The sequence below is a fragment of the Micromonospora cremea genome (genome assembly GCF_900143515.1).
Taxonomy (GTDB): domain Bacteria; phylum Actinomycetota; class Actinomycetes; order Mycobacteriales; family Micromonosporaceae; genus Micromonospora; species Micromonospora cremea.
The window spans coordinates 4263140-4286283 of the sequence record NZ_FSQT01000002.1; the positions used below are offsets into that span (position 1 = coordinate 4263140).

Here is a 23144-nt window from a genome sequence, read left to right on the forward strand (position 1 = left end):
CGTCCCGTCGGGGCTGGCGACGGGCTGTTCGCTGGCTCACGACGCACGGCGGGTCGCGTAGGTCCTCCGGGAGTTGTCTCAGCCTCGGGCTAGGCTCGCTGCGGCGCGCCACGCCGGCTGATGTCGCCGGTGACCGGTAGCACACCGCCGAGACCGGGGAGTACGACCAGTTGACCGCAGAGCCTGACACCCTGTACGGGGCCGATGACCTCACCCACCTTGAGGGGCTGGACGCTGTCCGCAAGCGGCCCGGCATGTACATCGGTTCCACCGACAGCCGTGGCGTGGGTCACCTCGTCAACGAGATCCTCGACAACTCCACCGACGAGGGTGTCGCCGGTCACGCCACCAACGTCGAGGTCACGCTGCACGCCGACGGTTCAGTGCAGGTCGACGACGACGGCCGGGGCATCCCCACCGACGTGCACGCCAAGTCCGGCATCTCCGGCGTCGAGCTGGTGCTCACCCGGCTGCACGCGGGCGGCAAGTTCGGCGGCTCCGGCTACAAGACCTCCGGCGGCCTGCACGGCGTCGGCGCGTCCGCGGTCAACGCGCTGTCCCGCCGGTTCGACGTGACCGTCCGCCGGGCCGGCAAGATCCACTCGATGTCCTTCCGGCACGGCGTGCCGGGGATCTTCGACGGCGACGGGCCGGACGCGCCGTTCACCGCCGGCCCCGGGCTCCAGGTCGTCGGCGCGATGAAGCGCAGGCAGTCCACCGGCACCTCGATCCGCTGGTGGCACGACGCCCGCTACTTCGAAACCGGCGCGGCACTCGACGTCGACGCGGTCCGGATGAAGCTGCGCAACACCGCCTTCCTGGTCCCCGGTGTGCAGTACCTGCTGCGCGACCTGACCGGCGAGGCGCCCGCCGAGGAGAAGTTCCACTACCCCAACGGGCTCGGCGACATGGTGGAGTTCCTGGCACCGGCCGGCGACCGGCCGGTCTCCGGCACCCTGCTGGTCACCGGCGAGGGGACGTACCGGGAGAACGCCGCCGACGCCAACGGCGTCATGCAGTCCAACGTGCAGCGCCGCGCCGAAGTCGAGGTGGCGTTCCGCTGGGGCACCGGCTACGAGCGCACCGTCGAGTGCTTCACCAACACCATCCGCAACGCGCACGGCGGCACCCACCGCAAGGGCTTCGAGCGGGCCCTGGCACGCACCCTCGCCGATGCCATCCGCAACACCCGTGGGTTGCTCAAGGCCAAGGAGGAGCCGCCCACCCTCGACGACGTCCTGGAGGGGATGACCGCCGTGGTGCACGTGCGGATCCCCGAGCCGCAGTTCACCTCCCAGACCAAGGACGAGCTCTCCACCACCGGCATCACCAAGGTGATCCACACCCTGGTCGAGGCGCACATCAAGTCTTGGCTGGAGGACCGGCGCACCAAGGCCGAGGCGCGCACCGTGCTCCAGAAGATCGTCGACGCGGCGCGGGTGCGGCTCACCCAGAAGCAGCAGAAGGACGCCGCCCGACGCAAAACCGCCCTGGAGGGCGCGTCGATGCCACCGAAGCTGGTCGACTGCCGCGCCACCGGCATCGACCGCAGCGAGCTGTTCATCGTCGAGGGCGACAGCGCCCTCGGCACGAGCCGCATGGCCCGCTCCTCGGAATACCAGGCGCTGCTGCCGATCCGAGGCAAGATCCTCAATGTGCAGAAGGCCAACCTCCAGCAGGTGCTGGACAACGCCGAGTGCGCGGCGATCGTCCAGGTCCTCGGCGCCGGCTCGGGGCGCACCTTCGACCTCTCCGCACTGCGCTACGGCCGCGTGCTGATCATGGCCGACGCCGACGTGGACGGCGCGCACATCCGCACTCTGCTCATCACCCTCTTCGCCCGGTACATGCGCCCGCTGATCGAGGCCGGCCGGCTCTACGCCGCGATGCCACCCCTGCACAAGATCACCACCAAGGGGCGCAACCCGCAGACCACCTACACCTACACCCAGGCCGAAATGGAGGCGACGGTCCGCAAGCTGGAGAAGTCCGGCAAGCAGATCGTCACCCCGATCCCGCGCTTCAAGGGTCTCGGTGAAATGGATGCCGACGAGTTGTGGGACACCACGATGAACCCAGCCACCCGCGCCGTCCGCCGGATCACCCTCGACGACGTGGACGCCGCCGAGCGGATCCTCGAACTGCTGATGGGGGAGAAGGTCGAGCCGCGCCGCAACTGGCTGATCGACTCCGCCGACCGCGTCGACCGCGAGGCGATCGACGCATGAGCACGCGTACCGTCCGAGGGGAAAGCTGAGTCATGGCACGCCGCAAGGAAAACAAGGTCGATCTCTCCTCGTTCGACCAGGCCGGCGCGCGGGTCTTCGACAACCCGCTGGTCACCGAGGTCTCCGACTCCTACCTGGAGTACGCGTTCTCGGTCATCCACTCCCGCGCCCTGCCCGACGCCCGCGACGGCCTCAAGCCCGTGCACCGGCGCATCCTCTGGTCCATGTACGAGCAGGGCCACCGCCCCGACCGTGGGCACGTGAAGTCCGCCCGCATCGTCGGGGACTGCTTCGTCGCCGGCACCCTCGTCTCAACGCCCGAGGGTCTGCGGGCCATCGAGGAGATCGAAGTAGGTGACCGTGTGCTGGACGGCGCGGGAGCCGCCGTGCCGGTAACCACCGTGTATCGCAACCCGGTGTCCGATCTGGTACGCGTGACCTGGAGCAATGGGCACACGATGCTCGTCACCCCAGGGCAGCGCTTCCGTGTCGTCGCCGATGACCTCTCCGTCCGCTGGGTCGCAGCTCGGGATCTCCCAGGGCAGCTCACGTTGGCGTATGGCAGTCGCCGTCGAGCGGTTTCGGCACCCGCTGGTGACGTCTACGACTACGTCCGCGGGCTGGTCGTGGCCGAGGGGTTCGCCGTGGACCGGTCGCGGGATGCGGACGGTCGAGTACGGATCCACATGTGTGACGTCGAGCCGCTGGATATCGCCCATGGCTGGGCGATCGCCAATGATCTCAACGTTTCCCGAGGTAAGCGCGAGGCTCGTAACCCTCGCCATCGGGACCAGCACATCCTGACCTTCAGTCGACATGACGGGCTTCTGAAGGCCGGTCAGCCGCTCAGTCGCGACAAGCATGTGCCGAGCGACGTCATCAGGAACCGGTCAGCGTGGGCGCCGTTCCTCGCCGGCTTCTTCGACGGCGATGGCTACATCCGCAAGCGCTTTAGAGAGATTGTCTTCGTCAGCACCAGTGACGTGTTGGTGCGGCAGATCTACGCCATGCTTGCCGATCTCGGACTGCACGGGCATCACTGGACCAGCGGCCGCAACTCCAGGCACCGCCTGCTTCGGGGCCTCTCTATCTCCGGGCGAGATGCTGCCGAGCTTGCCCGGCTGCTGCTGCCGTGGGTGAGGATCGGGTACAAGCACGATGACTTGCAGCGGGTTGCCGAGATTGGCTACCAGTACGGCGGCAAGCAGGGCAATGATCGTTTGCCGTGCGGCCCGGTAATGGCGGAGTTCACTGCCGCACATCAGGGCGGCGGTTGGTTCCGGGACAAGGAAGGACGAGCCTTCCGCGACTCGCTCTCGGCCAACGGTGGTCCGAAGGTGCGATACGGCAAGGACCGCAATGGCGTCCTGCTCGCGGAACGGTCGTTCCAGTTGGAGCGCGCGGTCCGTGACGGCTGGATCCGCAAGCTTCACCGCCTCGACTCACCACTCGCTGCTCGGCTGGACGCGTTGGTCGGTGCTTCTTTCCTGAGGGTTACCTCGGTTGAGGCGGTGTCGCCCGACGTCACGTACGACATTCAGGTCGGCAGTGACGAGCACGCATTCGTCGCCGAGGGCTATGTCGTGCACAACTGCATGGGTAAGTACCACCCGCACGGCGACACGGCGATCTACGACGCCATGGTCCGCCTCGCGCAGGACTTCTCGCTCAACGTGCCGCTCATCGACGGGCATGGAAATTTTGGATCCTCAGACGATGGACCGGCAGCGGCGCGCTACACCGAAGCGCGGATGTCGCGCGAGGCGATGCTGCTCGTCGGTGAGCTTGGCGAGGACACCGTCGACGTCGAGCCCAACTACGACGGCTCGCTGATCCAGCCGACCGTGCTGCCGGCCGCCTTCCCGAACCTGCTGGTCAACGGCGCGTCCGGGATCGCGGTCGGGATGGCCACCAACATGATCCCGCATAACCTGGCCGAGGTGGTCTCCGCCGCCCGCTGGCTGATCAACCACCCGGACGCCACTCTGGACAAGCTCATGGAGTTCGTCCCCGGCCCCGACCTGCCCACCGGCGGTGTGCTGCTCGGCTTGGACGAGGTGCGCCGGGCGTACGAGACCGGGCGCGGTGTGGTGCGGATGCGCGGCAAGGTGGAGATCGGCCCGCTCGAGGGCAGCCGGGGGCGCCAGGCGATCACCGTGGTCGAGTTGCCGTACGGCGTCGGCGCGGAGAAGGTCATCGCGGCGATCACCAACGAGGTCACCAAGACCAAGCGGCTGACCGGCATCGCCGACGTCAAGGACCTCACCGACCGGGAGAGCGGCACGCGGCTGGTCATCGAGTGCAAGGTTGGCGTCAACCCGCAGGCCCTGCTCGCGGACCTCTACCGGCTTACCCCGCTGGAGCAGTCGTTCGGCGTCAACAACCTGGTGCTGGTGGACGGGCAGCCCCGCACGCTCGGGCTGAAGGCGCTGCTGGAGGTCTTCCTGGCTCATCGGTACGAGGTGGTCACCCGGCGCAGTTCGTACCGCCGTCGCAAGCGTCAGGAGCGGCTGCACCTGGTCGACGGTCTGCTGATCGCCCTGCTGGACATCGACCGGGTGGTCCGGCTGATCCGGGGCAGCGACGACGCGCAGGCGGCCAAGGACGGGCTGATGAGCCAGTTCGGCCTGTCCGACATCCAGGCCACCTACATCCTGGACACTCCGCTGCGCCGCCTGACCAAGTACGACCGGATTGAGCTGGAGGCCGAGGAGGAGCGGCTGCGCGGCGAGATCGCCGAGCTGTCCACCATTTTGGACGACGACAAGGTGCTCAAGAAGCTGGTCTCCGACGAGCTGGCGGCCGTGGTCAAGCAGTTCGGCACCGAACGGCGCACCACGTTGGTCGACGGTGACCTCAAGGAGGTGCTGGCCGCGTCCGTGCCGGCCGGGCCGTTGGAGGTCGCCGACGACCCGTGTCAGGTGATCCTCTCCGCGACCGGGCTGGTTGCCCGGACGGCGGCCGAGTCGGAGGAGAGCGCTGAGGGGCGTCGTCGCAACGGCCGGGTCAAGCACGACACGGTGCGTGCGATCGTGCACTCGACCGCCCGTGGTCGGGTGCTGCTGGTGACCAGCGCCGGCCGGGCCTTCAAGATCGACGTGCTGCCGTTGCCGGTGCTGCCCGAGCAGGCCGGCACGGTGTCGCTGCGGGGCGGCATGTCCGCCGCCGAGTTGGTGCCGCTGGAGGCGGGGGAGACGGTGGTCGGCGTGGCTCCGCTGGGCGGGCCGGCGGACGGTTCGCCGGGGCTTGCGCTCGGTACCCGGCAGGGCGTGGTGAAGATTTGCGCGCCGGAGTGGCCGGTGCGCTCGGACGAGTTCGAGGTGATCGGCCTGCGGGACGGCGACGAGGTGGTTGGGGCGACCTGGCTGACCGACGGCGCCGAGACGCTGACCTTCGTCACCTCGGAGGCGTCGCTGCTGCGTTTCGCCGCTGGGCTGGTCCGGCCGCAGGGTCTCAAGGGTGGCGGCATGGCCGGCATCAATCTGCCGGCCGGAGCGCGGGTGGTCTTCTTCGGCGCGGTGCGTACCGACGACCCGGGGCACGGCGAGCCGATGGTGGTCACCTCCACCGGGGCGACGGTCAAGGTGACGCCGTTCAAGGCGTACCCGGCGAAGGGGCGGGCGACCGGCGGTGTGCGTGCGCACCGCTTCCTCAAGGACGAGACGGATGTGGTCGTGGCCTGGGTGGGGCCGCGGCCGGTGGGCGCTACCGGCACCGGCGAACCGGTCGAGCTGCCCGCCGCCGACCCGCGCCGTGACGGCTCCGGCTTCGCGGTGATGCTGGGCCCAACCGTGGTAGGTCACGTCATCGAACGCGACTGACCCCCGACCCGTCCCGCCCGGCCCCGCCTGCCCTCGTTGATCATGAAGTTGTTGCGGCGACACGCCGACGTTGTCGCAACAACTTCGTGATTGAGCTGGCTCGGGCGCGGGTGGGGCGCGGTATGGTGAGCGCTCTGTTGTCGGTGAGGGCCCGGGTGCGCCGCTAAGCACCTCTCACATGATCTTTCTTCTGTCCGGCGGAGTCGCTGGCGCGGCGTGAGCGCCGCCATCCGGGTTCGGCCGCCGCGGGAGTTGCGCGCTGCTCGTCGGTCCCGGCCGCACCGCTGCTGGGGTCATCTGATCGCCGCCCCGCTCTGGCCGCTGCATGGCGCGAACCTGGGTACCCTGCTGCGCACCTGCGACGCGGTCGGCGCCTGCCTCGCCGTGCCGCCGTTCCGCTGGGTGGACGAGGCCGTCGCTCGGGGCAACACCCTGCGCCGGGCGGGTTGCGTGCACCGGGTCGGCAGTCCGCTGCGCTGGCTGGCCGCCGAACGGGCCGCCGGTGCCCGGATCCTCGGGGTGGAGCTGGCCGACGAGGCCGTCCGGCTCGGTGATCTGCCCGCCGCTCGGGGTCGCACCGTGGTGCTGCTCGGGCATGAGGCGACCGGCATCCCGTCCGAGGCGCTCGACCACCTGGACGCGGCCGTGGAGATTCCGATGGTCGGGCACGGCCACAGCCTGAACGTCGCCGTCGCCGGGTCGCTGGTCCTCTACAAACTCGCCGGCTTCCTCTAGGGCGTCGGGCGGGGGTGGGGAGGGGTGGGGGTCAGGCGACGTTGATGGGGCGGAACTGGACGCTGACCCGGGGGCCGACGGGGCGGGTGGTCTTCGGGATGGCGTGTTCCCAGGTGCGCTGGCAGGAGCCGCCCATCACGATCAGGTCGCCGTGGCCGACGGGGAAGCGCAGGCTGTCGCCGCCGCCCCGGGGGCGCAGCAGCAGCGGCCGGGGTGACCCGAACGAGACGATCGCGACGACGGTGTCGGTGTGCGCCGAGCGGCCGATGGTGTCGCCGTGCCAGGCCACGCTGTCGCGCCCGGAGCGGTAGAGGCACATGCCGGCGGTGACGAACGGCTCGCGCAGCTCGGGGGCGTAGTGCCGGGTCAGCGCCGCCCGTGCCGCCGTGAGCACCGGATGCGGCAGTTGCCGGTCGCCGTCGTACCAGCAGAGCAGGCGGGGCACGTCGACTTCGCTGTCGTACATGGTGCGCCGCTCGGCCCGCCAGGGCACCTCGGTGAGCAGGGTGTCGAGGACCGCGTCGGAGCCCCGGACCCAGCCGGGGAGGTGGTCGACCCAGGCGCCCCGGGTGAGGTGGTGCCGGCGGATCTGGCCGGGCAGCGGCCCCAGGGTCGGCCCGGCGTCGGCCAGGTCGAGCATCGACGGCTGGTAGGCGGCCTGCGTCATGGGGCCACCCTAGCAGCACTTTCGTACACCCGTGCCAATTGGTGTTCGCGGTCCGGATGGGCCAAGATCAAGCGGTGAGCATTCGTGATCTCCTGCGCGGCCTACCGGTCTTTGCCCGGCCGCTACCGCAGTTCGCCCCCGGTGACGCCCCGGATCATCCCGACGACCTGTTCGTGTCGTGGCTCGGCGAGGCCATTGCCGCCGGGGTGGTGGAACCGCACGCGATGACGTTGAGCACGCTCGACGTTGACGGGGTTCCCGACACTCGTGTCCTTCTGCTGAAGGATGTCGATGACAGGGGCTGGCAGTTCGCCACCGACGCCGGCAGCGCGAAAGGCCGACAGGTTGCGGGCCGACCCGATGCCGCCCTGGGGTTCTACTGGCGTGAGCAGGGCCGACAGGTCCGCGTCCAGGGGAGTGTCAGCCCGCTCGATCCGCAGACCTCGGCCAGCGACTTCCTCGCCCGGCCCGTCGGCTCCCGGGTGGCGAGCCTGGCCAGCAGGCAGAGCGAGGTGTTGAGTGATCCGACGGACCTCGAACACGCCCTCGCCGCGGCGGAGGACGCTGTCCGGGAGAACCCCGACTTGCTCTCTGCGAGCCACACGGTCTACGCGGTGACGCCCAGGACGGTGGAGTTCTGGCAGGGCCATGCCGAGCGACGGCACGTGCGTCTGCGGTACCGCCGAGTCGGCGACGCCTGGATCAAGGAACTGCTCTGGCCGTAGGGCGGGCGGTCAGTCGGTGGCCGGGCGTACGGCGTCGAGCACCGCGTCCACGACCCGTGCCCGGCCCCGCCCGTCGACGGTGGACCAGGCCCGCGCGGCAAGTGCCGTCCTCCGCTGCGGTGAATTGAGCAGCCCGTGCAGCGTCCGCGCGGCCGTCGCGCGGGCGGCCCGCCCGGCGACCCCGGCGCCGGTCAGCTCCGGCAGTTCGCCGAGGCCGGCGGCCACACCGTGCCGCACCACCCGGGCGTACGACTCGCGCTGGTTGTCCACCACGCAGACCAGCGCTGCGGGTGCGCCGAGGCAGCAGAGCTCCCAGGTGGACGTGCCGGCGGCGCTGACCACCAGGTCGGCCGCGGTGATCAGCGTCGGCAGCGAGCCGGTGGGCGGGACCGGTCGGAGGATCTGCCCCCGCCCGGGGGTGATCTCCTCCAGCTCCGTCTCGATCTCCGGCCGGCCGACGATGACCGTGAGGTCCATCGGATGTCCGGTGGCCAGCAGCACCCGGGTCAGCACCGGGGCCGCGCCGACGGCGTCGGTGCCGCCGAAGAAGGCCAGCACCCGGGGCCGGCTGACCGCGGTGGCGGGCCGGGGCGCCGCCGGTCGGGCGGCCACCACCGAGTCGCGCAGCAGGGCGTACCCGCTGCCGGCGAGCAGCTGTCCGGGCAGCGCCGGAGCCTGCGCCCCGAAGTTCTGATCGAGGTAGAGGTCGGCGTCCTGGCCACGGCTGTCGCCGTCGATCACGGCGAGGGTGAACACGCCGGCGGCGCGGAGCGCGCCAGCCCCGGCCGGGTCCAGCTCGTACGAGTCGAGGATCAGCACGTCCAGCTCGTGGCGGCGGGCCGCCTCGACCAGCCCGGCCGGCGAATCCGGGCCCGGATGCAGGGGGATTCCCCGCGCGGCCAGCTCCGCGGTGGCCCAGGCCAGCCGTTCGACCGCGCCGAACACCGCGACCTGGGCGCCCCGAGCCTGGAACTCCTCGGCCAGCGCCAGGCAGCGGACGAGGTGGCCGACGCCGCGCCGCGGCCCGGCGTCGCAGCGCAGTCCGACCCGTAGCGTGCTCAGGACTCCTCCAGCCGCTTCTGCCGTACGTCGGCGTTGAGCGCGCGCAGCCGCGGCTGCCCGTCGAGCCAGTCGGCGAGCTTCGCCAGCGGCACGCTGACGTCGCCGAAGTGGTCGGTCACCGCGCGGACCAGCGCCCAGTCCTGCTCGGTGTCGAGGGTCAGCCGCAGCGGGGAGCGGTTCGGCGTGAGTGTCACCCCGAGCACCCGGAACAGCTCCGGATGGGTGTACGCGTACGAGGTCACGTGCACCCGGTGGTGACCGGTGGCGAGCCGGTCCAGGGTACGCAGCGTCTCCGCGCGGATGATCTCGACGTCCAACCCCCGGGGCAGGGTGCGGGCGATCGACGTGCTCGCGTAGTCCAGCCCCGGCACCGCCCGGTACACCGAGGCGACCAGCGTGATGATCTCCGGGTCGAGCAGTGGGCAGTCGGCGGTGAACCGCATGACCGCGTCGCCCGGGTGTGCGGCCAGCGCGCCCACGAACCGGCCCAGCACGTCGTCGACCGGCCCGCGGTGGCAGGGCACGCCCAGCCGTGCGCACTCGGCCACGACCGCGTCGTCGGCCGCGTCCGTGCTGGTCGCGACCACCAGGTCGGCGAGGACGCCGCTGTCGCGGGCGGCGCGCACCACCCGGCCCAGCACGGAACGCCCGGCGAGCGGGCGGAGCACCTTGCCGGGCAGCCGGGACGATCCCATCCGCGCCTGCACGATGCCGACGATCCGCGGTCCACCGGCCGTGCCCGTGGCCCCCGTCAGCGCCGGGCCGTGCTCCGGTACGGCGTTGGGTGCGGCGGTCGCGCGCTCGTCGACCGGCGCCGCGCGCTCGTCGACCGGCGCCGCGCTGTCGTGACCGCTCATCGCCGCTTCTCCTGCCTCGAGGCGAGCGCCGTGCGAGCCCGGCGCTTGGCCGCCCGGGCGCCCCGCTTGACGAGCCGGGCCGGGGTGATGGCGAGTCGACCCACCCGGTAGCTGAGTGAACCGCTGAGCAGGCCGATCTTCGCCTCCGCCCGGCGCAGCGCCCGTTCCCGCGAGGTGAGCAGCTCGTCGGTCCACCTGGTCAGTGCGGTGAGCCGGCTGATCTCCTCGCGCTGGCGCAGCCACGCCTCCCGCAGCTGCTGGTAGCTGTGGGCGCCGACCGGCGGGTCGGTCGGCTCGACGGCGTGCAGCTCGGTGGCGAGGCTGACCCGGCCGTCGGTGTCCAACCCGTGCAGCGCCCCGGTGATCGCAGCCTCGGCCTCCACCGCCTGCGCCACGGTCTCCCGGTTCACGTCGTGGCCGGCGAGCCCGCCGAGCACGACGGTCAGACCCGCCACGTCCAGGGTGGACGACCATGGGTGGGCGTACCCGCCGGTGAGCAGGCCCGCCGCGAAGCGCCACAACCCGCGCGCCAGCACCACGTCGCCGGGCAGCGCGTCGGTGGCCCGCCAGCTCGGGTCGAGCACCGCGTAACGGTCGCCGGCGACCACCACGTTGTCGGTGCTGGCCAGCGCCGCCGCGCCGGCGATCCGGCCGTCGGCGCCGGCCTGGTCGGCGAGCCAGCCCGCGTACCCCTGCAGCAGGGTGCGCAGCGCCGCGAGGTCGCGGCGCAGCGCCGCGTCGAGCAGCAGGGTACGCAGCAGCCGCCCAGCCGGCACCGGCCCGGTCAGCGCGCCCGGGTCCCGGTACGCGGCCTCGCGGCTGGCGAACGGCGGGGCGGCCAGCACGCTCGCGCCGGTCGGGGCGGCCAGGTTCCACCGCCAGCCCGAGGGACCCTCGAGCACCTCGAGCACGCCGATACCGGGTTGCCCGGTCTGCGCCAGCGCCACCGGCAGGTTGCCGTCGGTGGTCGGCTCGGCCCGGTCCTCGGAGCCAGTGGGCCGCCGGGCCAGCATCAGCCAGCCCGGCGCGAGGTCGGCGGCGCGCCCGGCGTGCAGCGCGTCCACCGCGAGCCGGGCCGGGTCCTGGAGCACCGTCCCGGTGGCGAAGCCCCCGGCGCAGGCGCCGTGCAGCACCGCGTCGAACAGTCCGGAGCCGGCGCCCCGGTCGAGCTGGTCGGCGTCGAGCAGCGCCGTCACGGTGCTGGTGTCGGGGTATCCGGCCCAGCAGGCGGTCGGCCGCAGCCCGGCGTCGGTGAGCCGCTCGCGCAGCTGGTCCCGGTTGGCGGGGCGGGCCCGGTCCAGCACCCCGTCGATCACCCAGGCAGAGTCGTCCCGGCCCGCGTACCAGGGGGTCGTGGCGACCAGCCGGTGCAGCCCGAGCGGGTTGTCCAGGCGCAGCAGCAGCGCCCCACCCGGCCGTACCGCGGCGACCAGTCGCGCCAGCACCCCGTTCCAGCCCAGCCGGGTGCCCTCCACCGACTCCACCGGGTCCAGCCCGGCGCCGGCGATCACCACGTCGTACGTTTCGTCGGTGGGCAGCCCGGCCGGGCCACCCACCACGACGCGGGTGGCCCGCTGGGCCAGCGCCACCGCGTCCGGGTGGCTGCGCAGCAGGCAGGTGACCTCGGCGTGGGCGAGTCGGTCGAGCAGCGCCGGGTCGTGCGGCCCGGCCAGCAGGACCCGGGCACCGGCCGGCACGATCCGGGCGGCCAGCGCAGCGAGGGGCCCACCGTCGGCCAACCGCGTTTCCGGCAGGTCGGACCAGGCCAGCATCTCGCCGCCCGGCAGGGTGATCCGGTCGGCGGGTGCCGTCTCAGTCGTCACTGTCCTCTTCTTCCTGGAGGTTCGCCCAGCCGAGCAGCTCACGCAGCTCGCCCGGCGTGCAGCGGTGGTCGGTGCCCAGCTCGGCGCGGGCGATTCCGACCGTGGTGGGCAGGTCGACCGCGGCGCCGTGCAGCTGCGGCCACTGCCGCCGGATGCGGGCGGTCCCGCCGAAGGTCGGGTCCTCGTTGGACAGGATCATCGGGTCGCCGTAGACCGCTGGTTCGCAGCCGGCCGCGATGCCGTAGAAGATCGCGCTGGTCAGCCGGTTGGATGCCACCCGGCGGTGCCGGCGCAGCTCGGTCAGTTGCTTGTCGAGGAACTCCGGGTCGGTGTCCTTCCACCAGTGCCCCCGGTAGCCGTGGCAGATCACCCGGAACCCGGCGCGCTCGTAGAGCCGGCGGACGTGGCGCATCCCGTACTCGTGCCAGTAGAGGCAGACCGTGACGGGGCCGGGTTCGGTGTCCCGGATGCGGGCGATCAGCTCCCGGTGGTCACCCTTGACGTGCTGGCCCTCCCAGCCGTGGAACGGGTACCAGATGGTGCCGTCCCGCTCCTCGACCGGTGGTTCCTCGGGCCGCATGGCCAGCAGGTAGACGAACGGGGCCCCGATGACGACCACGTTGCGCCGCCCCACCGACCAGGCCCGGCGGCGGGTCTGCTCCGACCAGAGCAGGCTCGGGGTGCGATCGGCGTACGGATGGCCGGGAGCCAGGCCGTCGCCGATGTTCCAGCCGTGCTGCACGTACCCGTTGATCCGCGGCGGATGCCGGTCGCCGAGGCCGGCGTAGCGGGCCAGCACGTGCGCGTGGCCGTAGAAGTGGTTCGCGTGGTGCATCAGGTTCCCATCAGGCGGCGGAACGCACCGAGCCGGCCCGCAGGGCCGTGGCCAGGGCGTCGATGACGCGGTCCTGGTCGGCGTCGCTGAGTCCCGGGTAGAGCGGCAGCGACAATTGTTGGGAGTAGAACGACTCCGCGACCGGGCAGGATCCGCGCCGGTAGCCCAGGTCGGCGAAGGCCGGGTGCCAGTGCACCGGAATGTAGTTGACCTGGACGCCGATGCCGGCGGCGCGCATGCGGTCGTACACCTCGCGGCGGCGCCCGTCGAGCACCCGGATCGGGTAGAGGTGCCAGGCGGGTCGGGCCCAGGCCCGCCGTCCCGGGAGCCGGATGCCCGGCAGGTCGGCGAGGGCCTCGTCGTAGCGGGCCACCAGGTGATCGCGGCGGGTCAGGAACTCGCCCAGCCGGCGCAGCTGGCTGCGGCCCAGCGCGCAGAGCACGTCCGGCAGCCGGTAGTTCAGCCCGAACTCGTGCACCTCCTGGTGCCAGCCGCCCTCGTCCGGCCAGCGCTGCTCGTCGCGCTCGCGCACCACGCCGACGCCACGGAACCGGCGGGCCCGCTTGAGCAGCTCCGGGTGGGGGGAGACCACCGCGCCGCCCTCGGCGGTGGTGAGGTTCTTGGTGGGGAAGAACGACAGCGTGGTCAGATCGGCCAGCGAGCCGACCGGCCGGCCCTTGTAGCTGGCGCCGATGGAGTGCGCCGCGTCGGCGAGCAGCAGCGCGTCGTGCCCGCCCAGCGCGGCGCGTAGGGCGTCGTAGTCGGCCGGGTGGCCGGCGTAGTCGACGGCGGACACCACTCGGGTACGCGAGGTGGTCCCGGCGGCGGCCGCCGCCGGGTCGAGGGTGAAGGTGTCCTCCTCGACGTCGGCGAAGACGACCTTCGCGCCGAGCGCGACGGCGCTGCTGGCGGTCGCCACGAAGGTCATCGGCGGCACGATCACCTCGTCGCCGGGGCCGACGCCGGCCGCCGCGTACGCCACGTGCAGCGCCGCGGTGCCGTTGGAGACGGTGGCGCAGCCCGCGCCACCGGTCCAAGCGGCCAGGTCGGCCTCGAACGCCTCGACCTGCGGCCCGGTGGTGAGCCAGTCGCCGCGCAGCACGCCGGCCACCGCGGCGATGTCGTCCTCGGTGACCGAGTGCCGGCCGTACGGAAGCATTGCCGTCATGCGGTGATGCCGAGCATGTCGCGTAGCTCCTCGACGCTGAGCCACTCGTCGTTGGTGTCCGACTGGTACGCGAAGCCGTCCGGCACCGGCTCGCAGTCGACCGGCGGGTGGTAGCCCCAGCCGGCGATGGTCGGCTGGACGATGTACCGGTCCTTGGCGCGCAGCGTCCGCCGGCTGTCGTCCGGCGCGATCATCTCCTCGTGCAGCTTCTCGCCGGGCCGGATACCGATCTCGTGCGTGGTGGCGTCCGGTGCGACGGCTCCGACCAGGTCGAGGATGCGCATGCTGGGGATCCGCGGTACGAACAGCTCGCCGCCCTGCATCTGGTCGAACGAGTCCACGACGAACTGCACGGCCTGCTCCAGCGTGATCCAGAACCGGGTCATCCGCATGTCGGTGATCGGCAGGCTCTTGCCCTCGGCGGCCAGCCGGCTGAACAGCGGGACCACGGAGCCACGGCTGCCCACCACGTTGCCGTAGCGGACCACCGAGAACCGGGTCGGGTGGTGGGCCGCGTAGTGGTTGGCCGAGACGAACAGCTTGTCGCCGACCAGCTTGGTCGCGCCGTACAGGTTGATCGGGCTCGACGCCTTGTCGGTCGAGAGCGCGATGACCTTCCGGACGCCGGCCTCGATCGCGGCGTCGACGACGTGCTGGGAGCCGGTGATGTTGGTGGCGATGTACTCGGAGGGGTTGTACTCCGCGGTGTCCACCTGCTTGAGGGCGGCGGCGTGCACCACGTGGTCCACGCCGTGCATCGCCCGGGTGAGGCGGTGCCGGTCCCGGATGTCGCCGATGAACCAGCGCAGCCGGGAGTCGTCGCCGAGCTGCTGGCGTAGCTCGTACTGCTTGAGTTCGTCGCGGGAGAACACCACCACCCGGGCGGGGTCGGCCTCGGTGAGGATGTGCCGGAGGAACGCCCTGCCGAAGGAACCCGTTCCCCCGGTGATCAGAATGGACGATCCATTCAACTCACTCAATTTGGTTCTCCCGTGATCGTGGATGAACGGGCGGCCCTCGGCCGGCCGACCGGGGTGAGACGCTAACCGTGGCGGGTTAACGGGCCGGCGTTCGCGGGTGAACCGGTCGCCCTGCTCCCGTGAATGCCAGGCACCGGGTAGGCGAACACTTGCGGCCATCCGGGAAGCGGCCTGACCAGGCCGGATCGGGCCGTTACAGTGGCCGCGCGAGCGACCCGGCCGCCTCTGTGCGCCGCCGGTTCCCGCGTTCACCCGACGTTCGTGCCGCCGTGGCGCGAGCGTTTCGCCCTGCGCGTCACCGGCCGCACCGGCGTGCCCACACGCCCGCGCGGGCCCGGACCGGTCGGCAATTCAGGAGGCGTTGATGGCATCCGGCAGCGACGTGATGGAACGGCCGGCGGTCCCGGTCGAGACACCGCCTGTCGCACCCGCGCGGCGCTGGCTGGTGCCGCTGCTGCTGCTCGTCGGATGGGTGCTCGGCGTCGCCTGGCGGATGTGGCTGTCCCGGCACATCGGGCTGCCGATCGCGCACACCGACGAGGACAGCTACCTGAACACCGCCCGTGCGCTGGCCGGCGGGCCGGGTGGGTTCAGCAGCGAGAACGACCTGCTGCGCCGGGTCGGTTACCCGATGCTGATCTCGCCGGCGTTCCTCGGGGACCGGGATTTCACCGACAGCTACCGCCTGGTCCAGCTGATCAACGCGATGGTGAACTCGGCGCTGTTGCCGCTGGCGTACCTGCTCGGGCGGCGGCTGCTCCAGCTGCGCCGGTCGTATGCCCTGCTCGGGGCCGTGGTGGCGGCGACCCTGCCGGCGACCGCCTTCTACGCCGGCGTCGCCATGATCGACACGGTGATGGCGCCGCTGGTGATCGCCTGGCTGCTGGCGGTGCACCGCTGGATCGAGCGGCCCGGCCCGCTCGCCGCGGCCACCGTCGGCCTGCTGGTCGGCGCGTTCCACCTGCTGCACTCCCGCGGCCTGGTGATCGTGGCGGTGCACGCCGGGCTGGTCCTGCTGCTGCTGGTCCGTCGCCGGATCACTCCGGCCGGGGTGCTCGCGGCGCTGCTGCCGGTGCTCGCCCTGGTGCTGGCCAACGAGGCCGTCATCCGGCTGCTCGGGAACAAGGTCTACCTGCTCGGCAGCACCCCGGGCGGCAGCATGGTCGAGGCGGTCGCCTCCGGCCCGGGTGTGGTCCGCGTCGGCGCCGCTGTCGCCACCCAGCTCTGGTACCTCGTGGTGATCACGTTCGGGATGGCCGGGGTGGCCTGGGCCGCCGCCGTCCGGGAGCTGTGGCGTCCCCGCAGCGGTGACGCCACCCGCTGGACGATGGGCGTGGCGCTGGTGGTGAGCGTCGGGGTGGCCAGCGGCGCGTCGGTGATCCTGGCCGGCATCACCGGCAAGCCGCTGGACGCGATCTACGGCCGCTACGTGCAGATGCTGGCGCCGTTCTGGCTGCTCGTCGGGCTCGGGGTGCTGCTCACCGCCGGGCGCCGGGTGTTGCTGCGCCGTGCGGCCGTCGCGACGGCCCTGCTCGTCGCGGGCGGCGCGCTGATCGCCGTCCGGTTGGCGTACGTGGCCAGCCGGGGGCACTCGCTGCGCTACGGCGGCTTCGGCGCGCCGGACCTGATGGCGCTGACCGGCGGTTGGCAGGAGATGCGGCCGGTGGTCGGGTCGCTGGTCGGCGTCGCCGCGTGCCTGCTGCTCGTCGCGGCGGCGCAGGTGCCCCGGCTGCGGCTGCCACTGCTCGGCGCCCTCGTCGTGGTCAACCTCGTCACCATGCAGGTGATCGATCAGCGGCTGGTGCGGCCGATGGCCGCGAGCAGCGCGCCGACCCCACGGGTGGCCGACCTCGGGGTGCGTCCCGGCGAGCAGGTGTGGTCCTCCACCGGCGTGCACTACATCCTGCGGCTCAACCTCAGTCATCAGGTGACCTGGACCGACGTGCGGTGGTTCCGCGAGCAGCCGCCGGCCGCGGCGCAGGTGGTCTTCACCCGGTGGGCGCCCGGCGAACCCGACGACTGGGACGGCGCGAAGTACGGCTTCGTCCGGCTGGGCGGCAACGCGGACCAGCACTGGGCGGCCTGGCGGCGGGCCTGACCCGCGCCGCCCCGCGTCCGGTGGACATCAATTTTCGTAAACGGGGGATGTCCACCGGACGCACGGGCGGTTAATGGTGTCGGGCCATTGCGGAATGCGCGCCGGCCATCAGCGCCGGCGGCGGTCCTGCCGGCGCAGGGAAATGGGGATGACGGTGATTTCCCGACCGTCGGACATCTCCTGTCGCGGAGTGCCCTCGACGAATCGGAAACGCCGGTTCATCTGCCGTACGACGGTGTTGTGCGCGAGCACCTCCCCGTCGAGCCGGTCCAGATGCAGCCCGTCGAAGGCGTACTCGACGGCCTCCCGCATGACCGCCAGCCAGGCGGGCAGTGTCTCGTCCCGCCCGGCCAGACCCTCGGCGTCCAGATAGAAGCCCAAGGCGCCGGTCCGGGGCTCGTCCAACCTCAGGTCGAAGAAGGTGACCACACCGCAGGGCCGGTCGTCGCGGACGTACACCAGCACCCGCCGGGACGGGTCGTTCCGCACCGCCGACCACCACCGGGCGTGCTCGTCGGCGGTGATGTCGTGACGAGTCTTGCTGACCTGACGATTGGTTTCCTGATTACGCCAGGACAACATCAGGTGAACATCGTCCACCGTCGCTTCGCGCAGCACGTACCTCTCGCTTTCCTGACTGTTCACGTCCGGTCCCGGAACCCTACCCGGACGTACCGGGAAATCAGATATCCATTCGTTGGGCTGTAGACTCCGACGCATGAACGAATTGAGTCGCGCGCAGATTCGCGACCTCATGGCTCAGGTGTTGAAGAACCAGGACAAGGAGCTGCCGGCGCACGACGCTGCGCAGCTGCGGGAGATCGGCTTCCGGTCGCTGGACTTCTCCGAGCTGGCCCTGCGGGTGGAGGACGAGACGGGGGAGGAGCTCAACTTCGACGCCCCCGGCCTGCGCCGCATCGCCACCGTCGGCGACGTCCTCGACTTCCTCGTCGAGCTTCAGCGGCAGTGACCAGCGCGACAGCTCACCCCCGGGGCGCCGGGTATCCGGAACCGGCCGGCGTCGACAACCGGCTCGTCGTCGGGGGCGCCGCGCTGACCTGGCGGGCGCTGCCGACACCGGCGTTGCCCGATCCCGCCGCGGTGCTCGCGCACTCCGCCGGGCACGCGCTCGCCGCCGCGCGGCAGCACGCGGTGTACGGCACCGAGCTGTTGCTCAGCACCGCGAGCCGGGTCGACGCGGCGATGCGCGCGGAGCTGCTGGACGCCGGGTTCACCGTGACGGTCCTCGACGACGACGGCGTGCACCCGAGCGCACCGCCTCGGCCGCGAGCCGCCGAACCCGGCCGGCTCTGGCTGCTGACGTCCGGCTCGACCGGCCGCCCCAAGCGCGTGGGGCACACCCTGGACACGCTGACGACCGTGCGCGCCGACCAGCCCGACCGGACCTGGCTCTGCCCCTACGCCCCCGGCACGTACGCCTGGTGGCAGGTGGTCACCCTGTCGCTGACCCAGCCCGGTCAGCACCTGGTATTGGTCGAGCCGGACGAGCTCGACGAGTGGCCGGCGGTCGCCGCCAGGCACGGAGTCGACGCCGCGTCCGGCACGCCGACCTTCTGGCGGCGCACCCTGTACCGGGACGCCGCCGCGCTGGCGCGGGTCCCGCTGCGCCAGATCACCCTCGGCGGGGAACCGGTGGACCAGGCGATCCTGGACCAGCTACGTGCGCTCTTTCCCGCCGCCCGGATCTCCTGGATCTACGCGTCCTCCGAGGTGGGCGCTTCGATCGTGGTGCACGACGGGCGGGCCGGGTTTCCGGTCGGCTGGCTGGACCGGGCGAGCCCCGGCCGGCCGACCCTCTCCGTCCGCGGCGACGAGCTGGTCGTCACCTCCCCGTACCACGGCGTCGGGCTGGCCGGCCCGGTCCGCACCGGGGACCGGGTGCAGGTGGTCGACGACCGGGTGCTGATCACCGGCCGGCTGGACTCCGACGAGATCAACGTCGGGGGCAGCAAGGTCTCCGCCGGCGTGGTCCGCGGTGTGCTGACCGGGCACCCCGCGGTGGCCTGGGCCCGGGTCACCGGCCGCCGCGCCCCGGTGCTCGGCCGGATGGTGGTCGCCGAGGTGGTCCTGGCCCCCGCCGCCCCGTCCGACCGCCTTGCCGTCCACGTGCCGGACGAGGCCGCGCTGGTCCGCTGGTGCGCCGACCGGCTGCCCGAGCACGCGGTGCCACGCCGGATTCGTGTGCTGACCGAGATCCCCGTCAAGGAGACCCTGAAGAGCGATGTCTGACCTCGCCGACACCCAGCTCGTCCCGCCCAGTTCCGTGGTCCTCGTCTCCGGCGGCTCCCGGGGGCTGGGCCTGGCCATCGTGACCGACCTGCTCGACAAGGGCGTACGGGTGGCCGCGTTCGCCCGCACCGTCACCCCTGAGCTGGAGAAGCTCGCGGCCGAGCACCCCGATCGGGTGTACGTCGGCTCGGTGGACGTCACCGACCTGCGTGCTGCCCAGGGCTTCGTCCGAGAGGTGGAGCAGCGCCTCGGCCCGATCGACGGCATCGTCAACAATGCCGCCGTCGGGCAGGACTCCCTGCACGTGCACACCGCCACCGACGACATCGCCCGGATCATCGAGACCAACCTGACCGCGCCGTTGCAGCTGACCCGGCTGGTGGTCCGGCGGATGCTCGGCAAGGGGCTGCGGGGGCGGATCGTCAACATCACGTCGATCTGCGCGCAGCGCGGCTTCCCCGGGCTGGTCGCGTACTCGGCGACCAAGGGCGGCATGGACGCCGCAACCCGCTCACTCGCCCGGGAGCTGGGTGGCCGGATGCTGGTGAACGCCGTCGCCCCCGGCTTCTTCGCCTCGGAGATGTCCGCGGTGCTCGGCCCCACCCAGCTCGACCAGATCGTGCGCCGCACCCCGACCGGGCACCTGACCGAGCCGGCGGAGGTCGTGCCGGTGGTCCGGATGCTGTTGCGTGAGCAGACCAACATCAACGGCCAAGTCATCGTGGTGGACGGTGCCGCCTCCATCTGACCTGCGGCCACGTCCGGGCCGTGCCGGCGGGCCGCGCCTGGTGCCGGGACTGCTGGCCGTCGCCGAGCGCCACCTGCGGATCGGCGCCCCCGCCGTGCTGACCGACGCGGTGACCCGCAGTTACCTCGATGATGGACGCTGCGTGGGCTGGTACGGGCCGCCGACGCCCGGGTGGCGGGTGGCCATCGACGCCGAGCGCGCAGAAGCCCCGGTGCCTCCGGCGCTGGCTCGCCGGTTCGGCGCGGCGGACTTCTGGGCGCGGTGGACCCGGGCCGAGTGCTGCTGCAAGCTGGTTGACATGCCGGTGGTTGCCTGGTGGCGCCGCTACGGGCTGGGTACGCCGGCCGACGGAGCGGCGGTCTGGCGGACCCTGCGGATCGCCGACCTGGTGGTCACCGTCGGCTTCGCCCCGTCGCCCGGCGTCGCCGCGTAGCCCGGTTTCGTCCCGCCGACGCGCCGCGGTGGCTACTGCTCCTGACGGCCGGGGTGCTGCCGCTGTCGTCTGCACCCCTGTAGAGCTGCCCCGCATCTGGGGCAGTGTTCCTGCCGGTCCCATATCTGGGGCAGCTCGACAGGGCGCGCCCACGACAGGGCGCGCCCACGACAGGGCGCGCCCACGACAGGGCGCGCCCACGACAGGGCGCGCCCACGACAGGGCGCGCCCACGACAGGACGGCGGGGCCCGACCGGTGCCGGAGCTACCGCGCGCGGCAGCCCCGGCCCGCTCCGCGTTCGCGGCCGACGGTCAGATCAGGTCCCAGCTCAGGGGAGTGCCGCGCGGGACATCGGTGGCGAAGGTCCGGCCCAGCACCCGGTCGATTTCCACCGGGGCCAGTCCGCCGGCCGGCCGGATGGACCGGACGTTGTGCGTGGTGACCGGGTCACCGGCCCGCACGTCCTCGACCACGAAGAGCGAGCGGCGGAACCGGAGCCCCTCCCGCTCGGCCGGGGTCGGGCCGATCGCGGCACCGCCCAGCGCCGCGTACGCCCGGCTCGACTCGGCGACCAGGGCCGTCAGCTCCGTCGGGTTGAGCGAGAAGTCGGAGTCCACACCCCCGTCGGCCCGGTCCAATGTCACGTGCTTCTCGATGAAGCAGGCGCCGAGCGCCACCGAGGCGACCGCCACCCCGATGCCGGGCGTGTGGTCGGAGAGCCCGACCGGCACACCGAACGCGCCGGCCAGCACCGGCAGTCGGCGCAGGTTGCTGTCCGCCGGCGGGGCCGGGTAGGACGCGGTGCAGGCCAGCAGGACGATGCCCGCCGCGCCGCCGTCGCGGGCGGTCCGCACGGCGGCGTCGATCTCGGCGACCGTCGCCATCCCGGTGGAGATCACCATCGGCTTGCCGGTGCTGGCCACCAACCGGATCAGCGGCAGATCGACCAGCTCCGACGAAGCGATCTTGTACGCCGGTGCGTCCAGCGACTCCAGCAGCTCCACGGCGGTCGCGTCGAACGGTGACGAGAAGACGGTCAGGCCGCGCTGACGGGCCCGCTCGAAGATCGGGCCGTGCCACTCGTACGGGGTGTGCGCCCGCTCGTAGAGGCGGTACAGGTTCTCCCCGCCCCACAGCTCGTGCCCGCTGGAGATGCGGAAGGCCGGGGTGTCGACGTCGATCGTGATGGTGTCCGGGCGGTACGTCTGGAGCTTGAGCGCGTGCGCCCCGCTCTCCGCCACCGCGTCGACGATGGCCAGCGCCCGGTCCAGGTCGCCGTTGTGGTTACCGGACATCTCGGCGACCACGAAGGGCCGCTCGCCGGCACCGACCGCGTGCGGTCCGATCTTGATTGTCGCCGTCATTCCGACCTCTGCTCAGGTACGTCCGCACCGGAGTGCGGTGGTGCTGTCGTCGTCCACCCGGCGGGCGGAGGACCTGGAAAACCAGGGCGCCGGGAGCCGACCCGGCTCCCGGCGTGGTGTGCGGTGCGGGCGGTCACGGCAGGCGGCCCGCGGCCAGCGCGTCGGGCCGGGTCGGTGCCACGTCGCCGCCGGCGTGCCCGTCGCCGGTGCCCGTCGCACCGCCGGCCGGTCGGCCGGGTTCCTCGTCGGCGGCGACCGATCCGGCGCCGCCCGCCGAGCCCGGCCGCCGCAGCCGGCCCGCAACCCGGTGCGCCTGGCGCAGCGCCGAGTACGCCCGGTAGTCGCCGCGCCCGACCAGCCGGTGCTTCAGCCCGGTCACGCCCGCGGGCATCGGGTAGCCGCCGGTGGGCAGGTAGCGGCGGTAGTGCTCGACGACGCGGTCGAAGAACGCCCGCCGCAGGTGCGGGTGCAGGCGGTCGTCGTTGCCGACCACCACCAGGTAGTGGCTGATCATCAGCTGGAAGAGCTCGGCCTGCAACCCCTCGTCCGGGTGCCGCCGGCGGACCCAGTCCATCAGCCGCTCGTACTGCCCGAACGCGTCGAAGTGCCGACCGCTGCGGGTGGAGGTGATGGCGCCCTGCCGACCCTGCCGGTACAGGTAGCACACCCGGTTCAGCACGGAGATCTTCTCCGCGCCGATCAGCAGCGGGTGGCTGAACGGGATGTCCTCGTACCAGCCGGGAAAGAACCGCAGCTCCAGCTCGTCCAGGAAGGCCCGGCGGACCACCTTGTTCCACGCCGTGTGCTGGACGCGCAGCAGCTGCGGCTGGTCGGTGAGGCGGGCCACGGCCGGCATCCCGCGCAGCAGGTGACTGCTCGCGTCGACCTCCCGCCGGCCGTCCTCCTGCACCCGCAGGTGATCCAGCATCAGCACGTCGGGCTGGTGCTGGCGCAGCCGGTCCAGCACCGCCGAGATGGTGCCCGGTGGCAGCCAGTCGTCGCTGTCGACGAACCAGACGTACCGGCCGGTGGCCACGTCGAGGCCGGCGTTGCGGGCCAGACCCAGACCCACGTTGCTGCTCAGGTGCACGACGCGGACGCCGTCGCGGCCGGCGGCGTACGAGCGCAGCATCGCCCCGCAGCCGTCCGGGGAGGCGTCATCGACGGCGATCAGCTCGACCGCGTCCGACTCGCCCGCCGGAATGTCGGCCCGGATCGACTCGAGGCACTGGTACAGGTACGCCTCGACGCCGTACACGGGCACGACGATGCTCAGCAGCGGCGCGTGCGTCGGCTCATTGACCACCCCGCCACCTTCGACGGCCCGGGTGGCCGGCCCCGGAACCTGG

Annotated in this window: 19 protein-coding genes and 2 pseudogenes; 11 read left to right on the forward strand and 10 right to left on the reverse strand. The window is 72.2% G+C overall.

The genetic code is table 11. The features are described 5' to 3' along the window. Positions 1-170 precede the first annotated feature (170 nt). From BUS84_RS33495 to BUS84_RS33515, 5 genes and pseudogenes are all read left to right on the forward strand, one after another. The gene (locus BUS84_RS33495) at positions 171-2228 is read left to right on the forward strand and encodes a DNA gyrase/topoisomerase IV subunit B (RefSeq protein WP_074318365.1); all 2058 of its coding nucleotides are present in this window, start codon (positions 171-173) and stop codon (positions 2226-2228) included. 32 nt (positions 2229-2260) lie between these two features. Then, positions 2261-2515: pseudogene (locus BUS84_RS40990) on the forward strand (DNA gyrase subunit A); the annotation flags it as partial. Further along, a pseudogene (locus BUS84_RS40995) lies at positions 2489-3325 on the forward strand (LAGLIDADG family homing endonuclease); the annotation flags it as partial. The pseudogenes BUS84_RS40990 and BUS84_RS40995, both read left to right, overlap by 27 nt. A gap of 141 nt (positions 3326-3466) precedes the next feature. After that, on the forward strand, positions 3467-6049 hold the full coding sequence (locus BUS84_RS37905) for a DNA topoisomerase (ATP-hydrolyzing) (protein WP_342199621.1): 2583 nt from the start codon (positions 3467-3469) through the stop codon (positions 6047-6049). 216 nt (positions 6050-6265) lie between these two features. Then, positions 6266-6784, forward strand: coding sequence for a TrmH family RNA methyltransferase (locus tag BUS84_RS33515; RefSeq protein ID WP_074318366.1), 519 nt, complete (start codon positions 6266-6268; stop codon positions 6782-6784). A gap of 31 nt (positions 6785-6815) precedes the next feature. Here the strand turns inward: BUS84_RS33515 and BUS84_RS33520 are convergent, their stop codons facing one another. Further along, positions 6816-7451: an alpha-ketoglutarate-dependent dioxygenase AlkB gene (locus BUS84_RS33520; protein ID WP_074318367.1), complete on the reverse strand. Its 636-nt coding sequence runs from the start codon at positions 7449-7451 to the stop codon at positions 6816-6818. 74 nt (positions 7452-7525) lie between these two features. Here BUS84_RS33520 and BUS84_RS33525 point away from each other — a divergent pair, with 74 nt between their 5' ends. Then, complete coding sequence (locus tag BUS84_RS33525) at positions 7526-8176, forward strand: pyridoxine/pyridoxamine 5'-phosphate oxidase (RefSeq protein WP_244298806.1); 651 nt, start codon at positions 7526-7528, stop codon at positions 8174-8176. 9 nt (positions 8177-8185) lie between these two features. On the opposite strand, the gene BUS84_RS33530 is transcribed toward BUS84_RS33525, so the two are convergent. The 6 genes from BUS84_RS33530 to pseB are packed head-to-tail and all read right to left on the reverse strand — an operon-like array spanning position 8186 to position 14901. Then, positions 8186-9238: a PseG/SpsG family protein gene (locus BUS84_RS33530; RefSeq protein ID WP_074319306.1), complete on the reverse strand. Its 1053-nt coding sequence runs from the start codon at positions 9236-9238 to the stop codon at positions 8186-8188. Next, positions 9235-10095 (reverse strand): cytidylyltransferase domain-containing protein, encoded by an 861-nt coding sequence (locus tag BUS84_RS33535; RefSeq protein ID WP_084757712.1) that lies wholly within the window; start codon positions 10093-10095, stop codon positions 9235-9237. Before BUS84_RS33535 ends, BUS84_RS33530 begins: the two co-directional genes overlap by 4 nt. Further along, positions 10092-11918, reverse strand: a complete 1827-nt coding sequence (locus BUS84_RS33540) for a hypothetical protein (protein ID WP_074318368.1) — start codon at positions 11916-11918, stop codon at positions 10092-10094. The genes BUS84_RS33535 and BUS84_RS33540 overlap by 4 nt, the downstream gene beginning before the upstream one ends. Then, positions 11908-12753 carry a hypothetical protein gene (locus BUS84_RS33545; protein ID WP_074318369.1) on the reverse strand — a complete coding sequence of 282 codons (846 nt, stop codon included), beginning with the start codon at positions 12751-12753 and terminating at the stop codon, positions 11908-11910. Before BUS84_RS33545 ends, BUS84_RS33540 begins: the two co-directional genes overlap by 11 nt. Before the next feature lie 10 nt (positions 12754-12763). Beyond that, positions 12764-13921, reverse strand: a complete 1158-nt coding sequence (locus BUS84_RS33550) for a DegT/DnrJ/EryC1/StrS family aminotransferase (protein WP_074318370.1) — start codon at positions 13919-13921, stop codon at positions 12764-12766. Beyond that, positions 13918-14901: a UDP-N-acetylglucosamine 4,6-dehydratase (inverting) gene (pseB, locus tag BUS84_RS33555; protein ID WP_074318371.1), complete on the reverse strand. Its 984-nt coding sequence runs from the start codon at positions 14899-14901 to the stop codon at positions 13918-13920. The genes BUS84_RS33550 and pseB overlap by 4 nt, the downstream gene beginning before the upstream one ends. A gap of 364 nt (positions 14902-15265) precedes the next feature. Between pseB and BUS84_RS33560 the strand changes: the two genes are divergently transcribed. Further along, positions 15266-16999, forward strand: coding sequence for a C-type lectin-like domain-containing protein (locus BUS84_RS33560; protein WP_143728599.1), 1734 nt, complete (start codon positions 15266-15268; stop codon positions 16997-16999). Between the two features lie 108 nt (positions 17000-17107). Here the strand turns inward: BUS84_RS33560 and BUS84_RS33565 are convergent, their stop codons facing one another. Continuing rightward, a complete protein-coding gene (locus tag BUS84_RS33565) occupies positions 17108-17644 on the reverse strand; it encodes a GNAT family N-acetyltransferase (RefSeq protein ID WP_244298807.1) in 537 nt (178 codons plus the stop codon). A gap of 73 nt (positions 17645-17717) precedes the next feature. Here BUS84_RS33565 and BUS84_RS33570 point away from each other — a divergent pair, with 73 nt between their 5' ends. The 4 genes from BUS84_RS33570 to BUS84_RS33585 are packed head-to-tail and all read left to right on the forward strand — an operon-like array spanning position 17718 to position 20430. Beyond that, a complete protein-coding gene (locus tag BUS84_RS33570; protein WP_074318374.1) occupies positions 17718-17969 on the forward strand; it encodes an acyl carrier protein in 252 nt (83 codons plus the stop codon). Continuing rightward, positions 17966-19249, forward strand: a complete 1284-nt coding sequence (locus tag BUS84_RS33575; protein WP_074318375.1) for an AMP-binding protein — start codon at positions 17966-17968, stop codon at positions 19247-19249. The genes BUS84_RS33570 and BUS84_RS33575 overlap by 4 nt, the downstream gene beginning before the upstream one ends. Then, positions 19242-19997, forward strand: coding sequence for an SDR family NAD(P)-dependent oxidoreductase (locus BUS84_RS33580; RefSeq protein WP_074318376.1), 756 nt, complete (start codon positions 19242-19244; stop codon positions 19995-19997). Before BUS84_RS33575 ends, BUS84_RS33580 begins: the two co-directional genes overlap by 8 nt. Next, positions 19981-20430, forward strand: a complete 450-nt coding sequence (locus tag BUS84_RS33585; RefSeq protein WP_244298808.1) for a hypothetical protein — start codon at positions 19981-19983, stop codon at positions 20428-20430. The genes BUS84_RS33580 and BUS84_RS33585 overlap by 17 nt, the downstream gene beginning before the upstream one ends. A gap of 312 nt (positions 20431-20742) precedes the next feature. Here the strand turns inward: BUS84_RS33585 and pseI are convergent, their stop codons facing one another. Next, positions 20743-21795 carry a pseudaminic acid synthase gene (gene pseI, locus BUS84_RS33590; RefSeq protein ID WP_074318378.1) on the reverse strand — a complete coding sequence of 351 codons (1053 nt, stop codon included), beginning with the start codon at positions 21793-21795 and terminating at the stop codon, positions 20743-20745. Between the two features lie 133 nt (positions 21796-21928). After that, a complete protein-coding gene (locus tag BUS84_RS33595; protein ID WP_074318379.1) occupies positions 21929-23101 on the reverse strand; it encodes a glycosyltransferase family 2 protein in 1173 nt (390 codons plus the stop codon). Positions 23102-23144: the final 43 nt, after the last annotated feature.

Bases quoted from the DNA above. Each gene is read 5' to 3' on its own strand.
- BUS84_RS33580 (WP_074318376.1), top strand. From the start codon at position 19,242: ATGTCTGACCTCGCCGACACCCAGCTCGTCCCGCCCAGTTCCGTGGTC.
- pseI (WP_074318378.1), bottom strand. From the start codon at position 21,795: ATGACGGCGACAATCAAGATCGGACCGCACGCGGTCGGTGCCGGCGAG.
- BUS84_RS33520 (WP_074318367.1), bottom strand. From the start codon at position 7,451: ATGACGCAGGCCGCCTACCAGCCGTCGATGCTCGACCTGGCCGACGCC.
- BUS84_RS33570 (WP_074318374.1), top strand. From the start codon at position 17,718: ATGAACGAATTGAGTCGCGCGCAGATTCGCGACCTCATGGCTCAGGTG.
- BUS84_RS33550 (WP_074318370.1), bottom strand. From the start codon at position 13,921: ATGACGGCAATGCTTCCGTACGGCCGGCACTCGGTCACCGAGGACGAC.
- BUS84_RS33535 (WP_084757712.1), bottom strand. From the start codon at position 10,095: ATGAGCGGTCACGACAGCGCGGCGCCGGTCGACGAGCGCGCGGCGCCG.
- BUS84_RS33560 (WP_143728599.1), top strand. From the start codon at position 15,266: ATGGCATCCGGCAGCGACGTGATGGAACGGCCGGCGGTCCCGGTCGAG.
- BUS84_RS33545 (WP_074318369.1), bottom strand. From the start codon at position 12,753: ATGCACCACGCGAACCACTTCTACGGCCACGCGCACGTGCTGGCCCGC.
- BUS84_RS37905 (WP_342199621.1), top strand. From the start codon at position 3,467: ATGGCGGAGTTCACTGCCGCACATCAGGGCGGCGGTTGGTTCCGGGAC.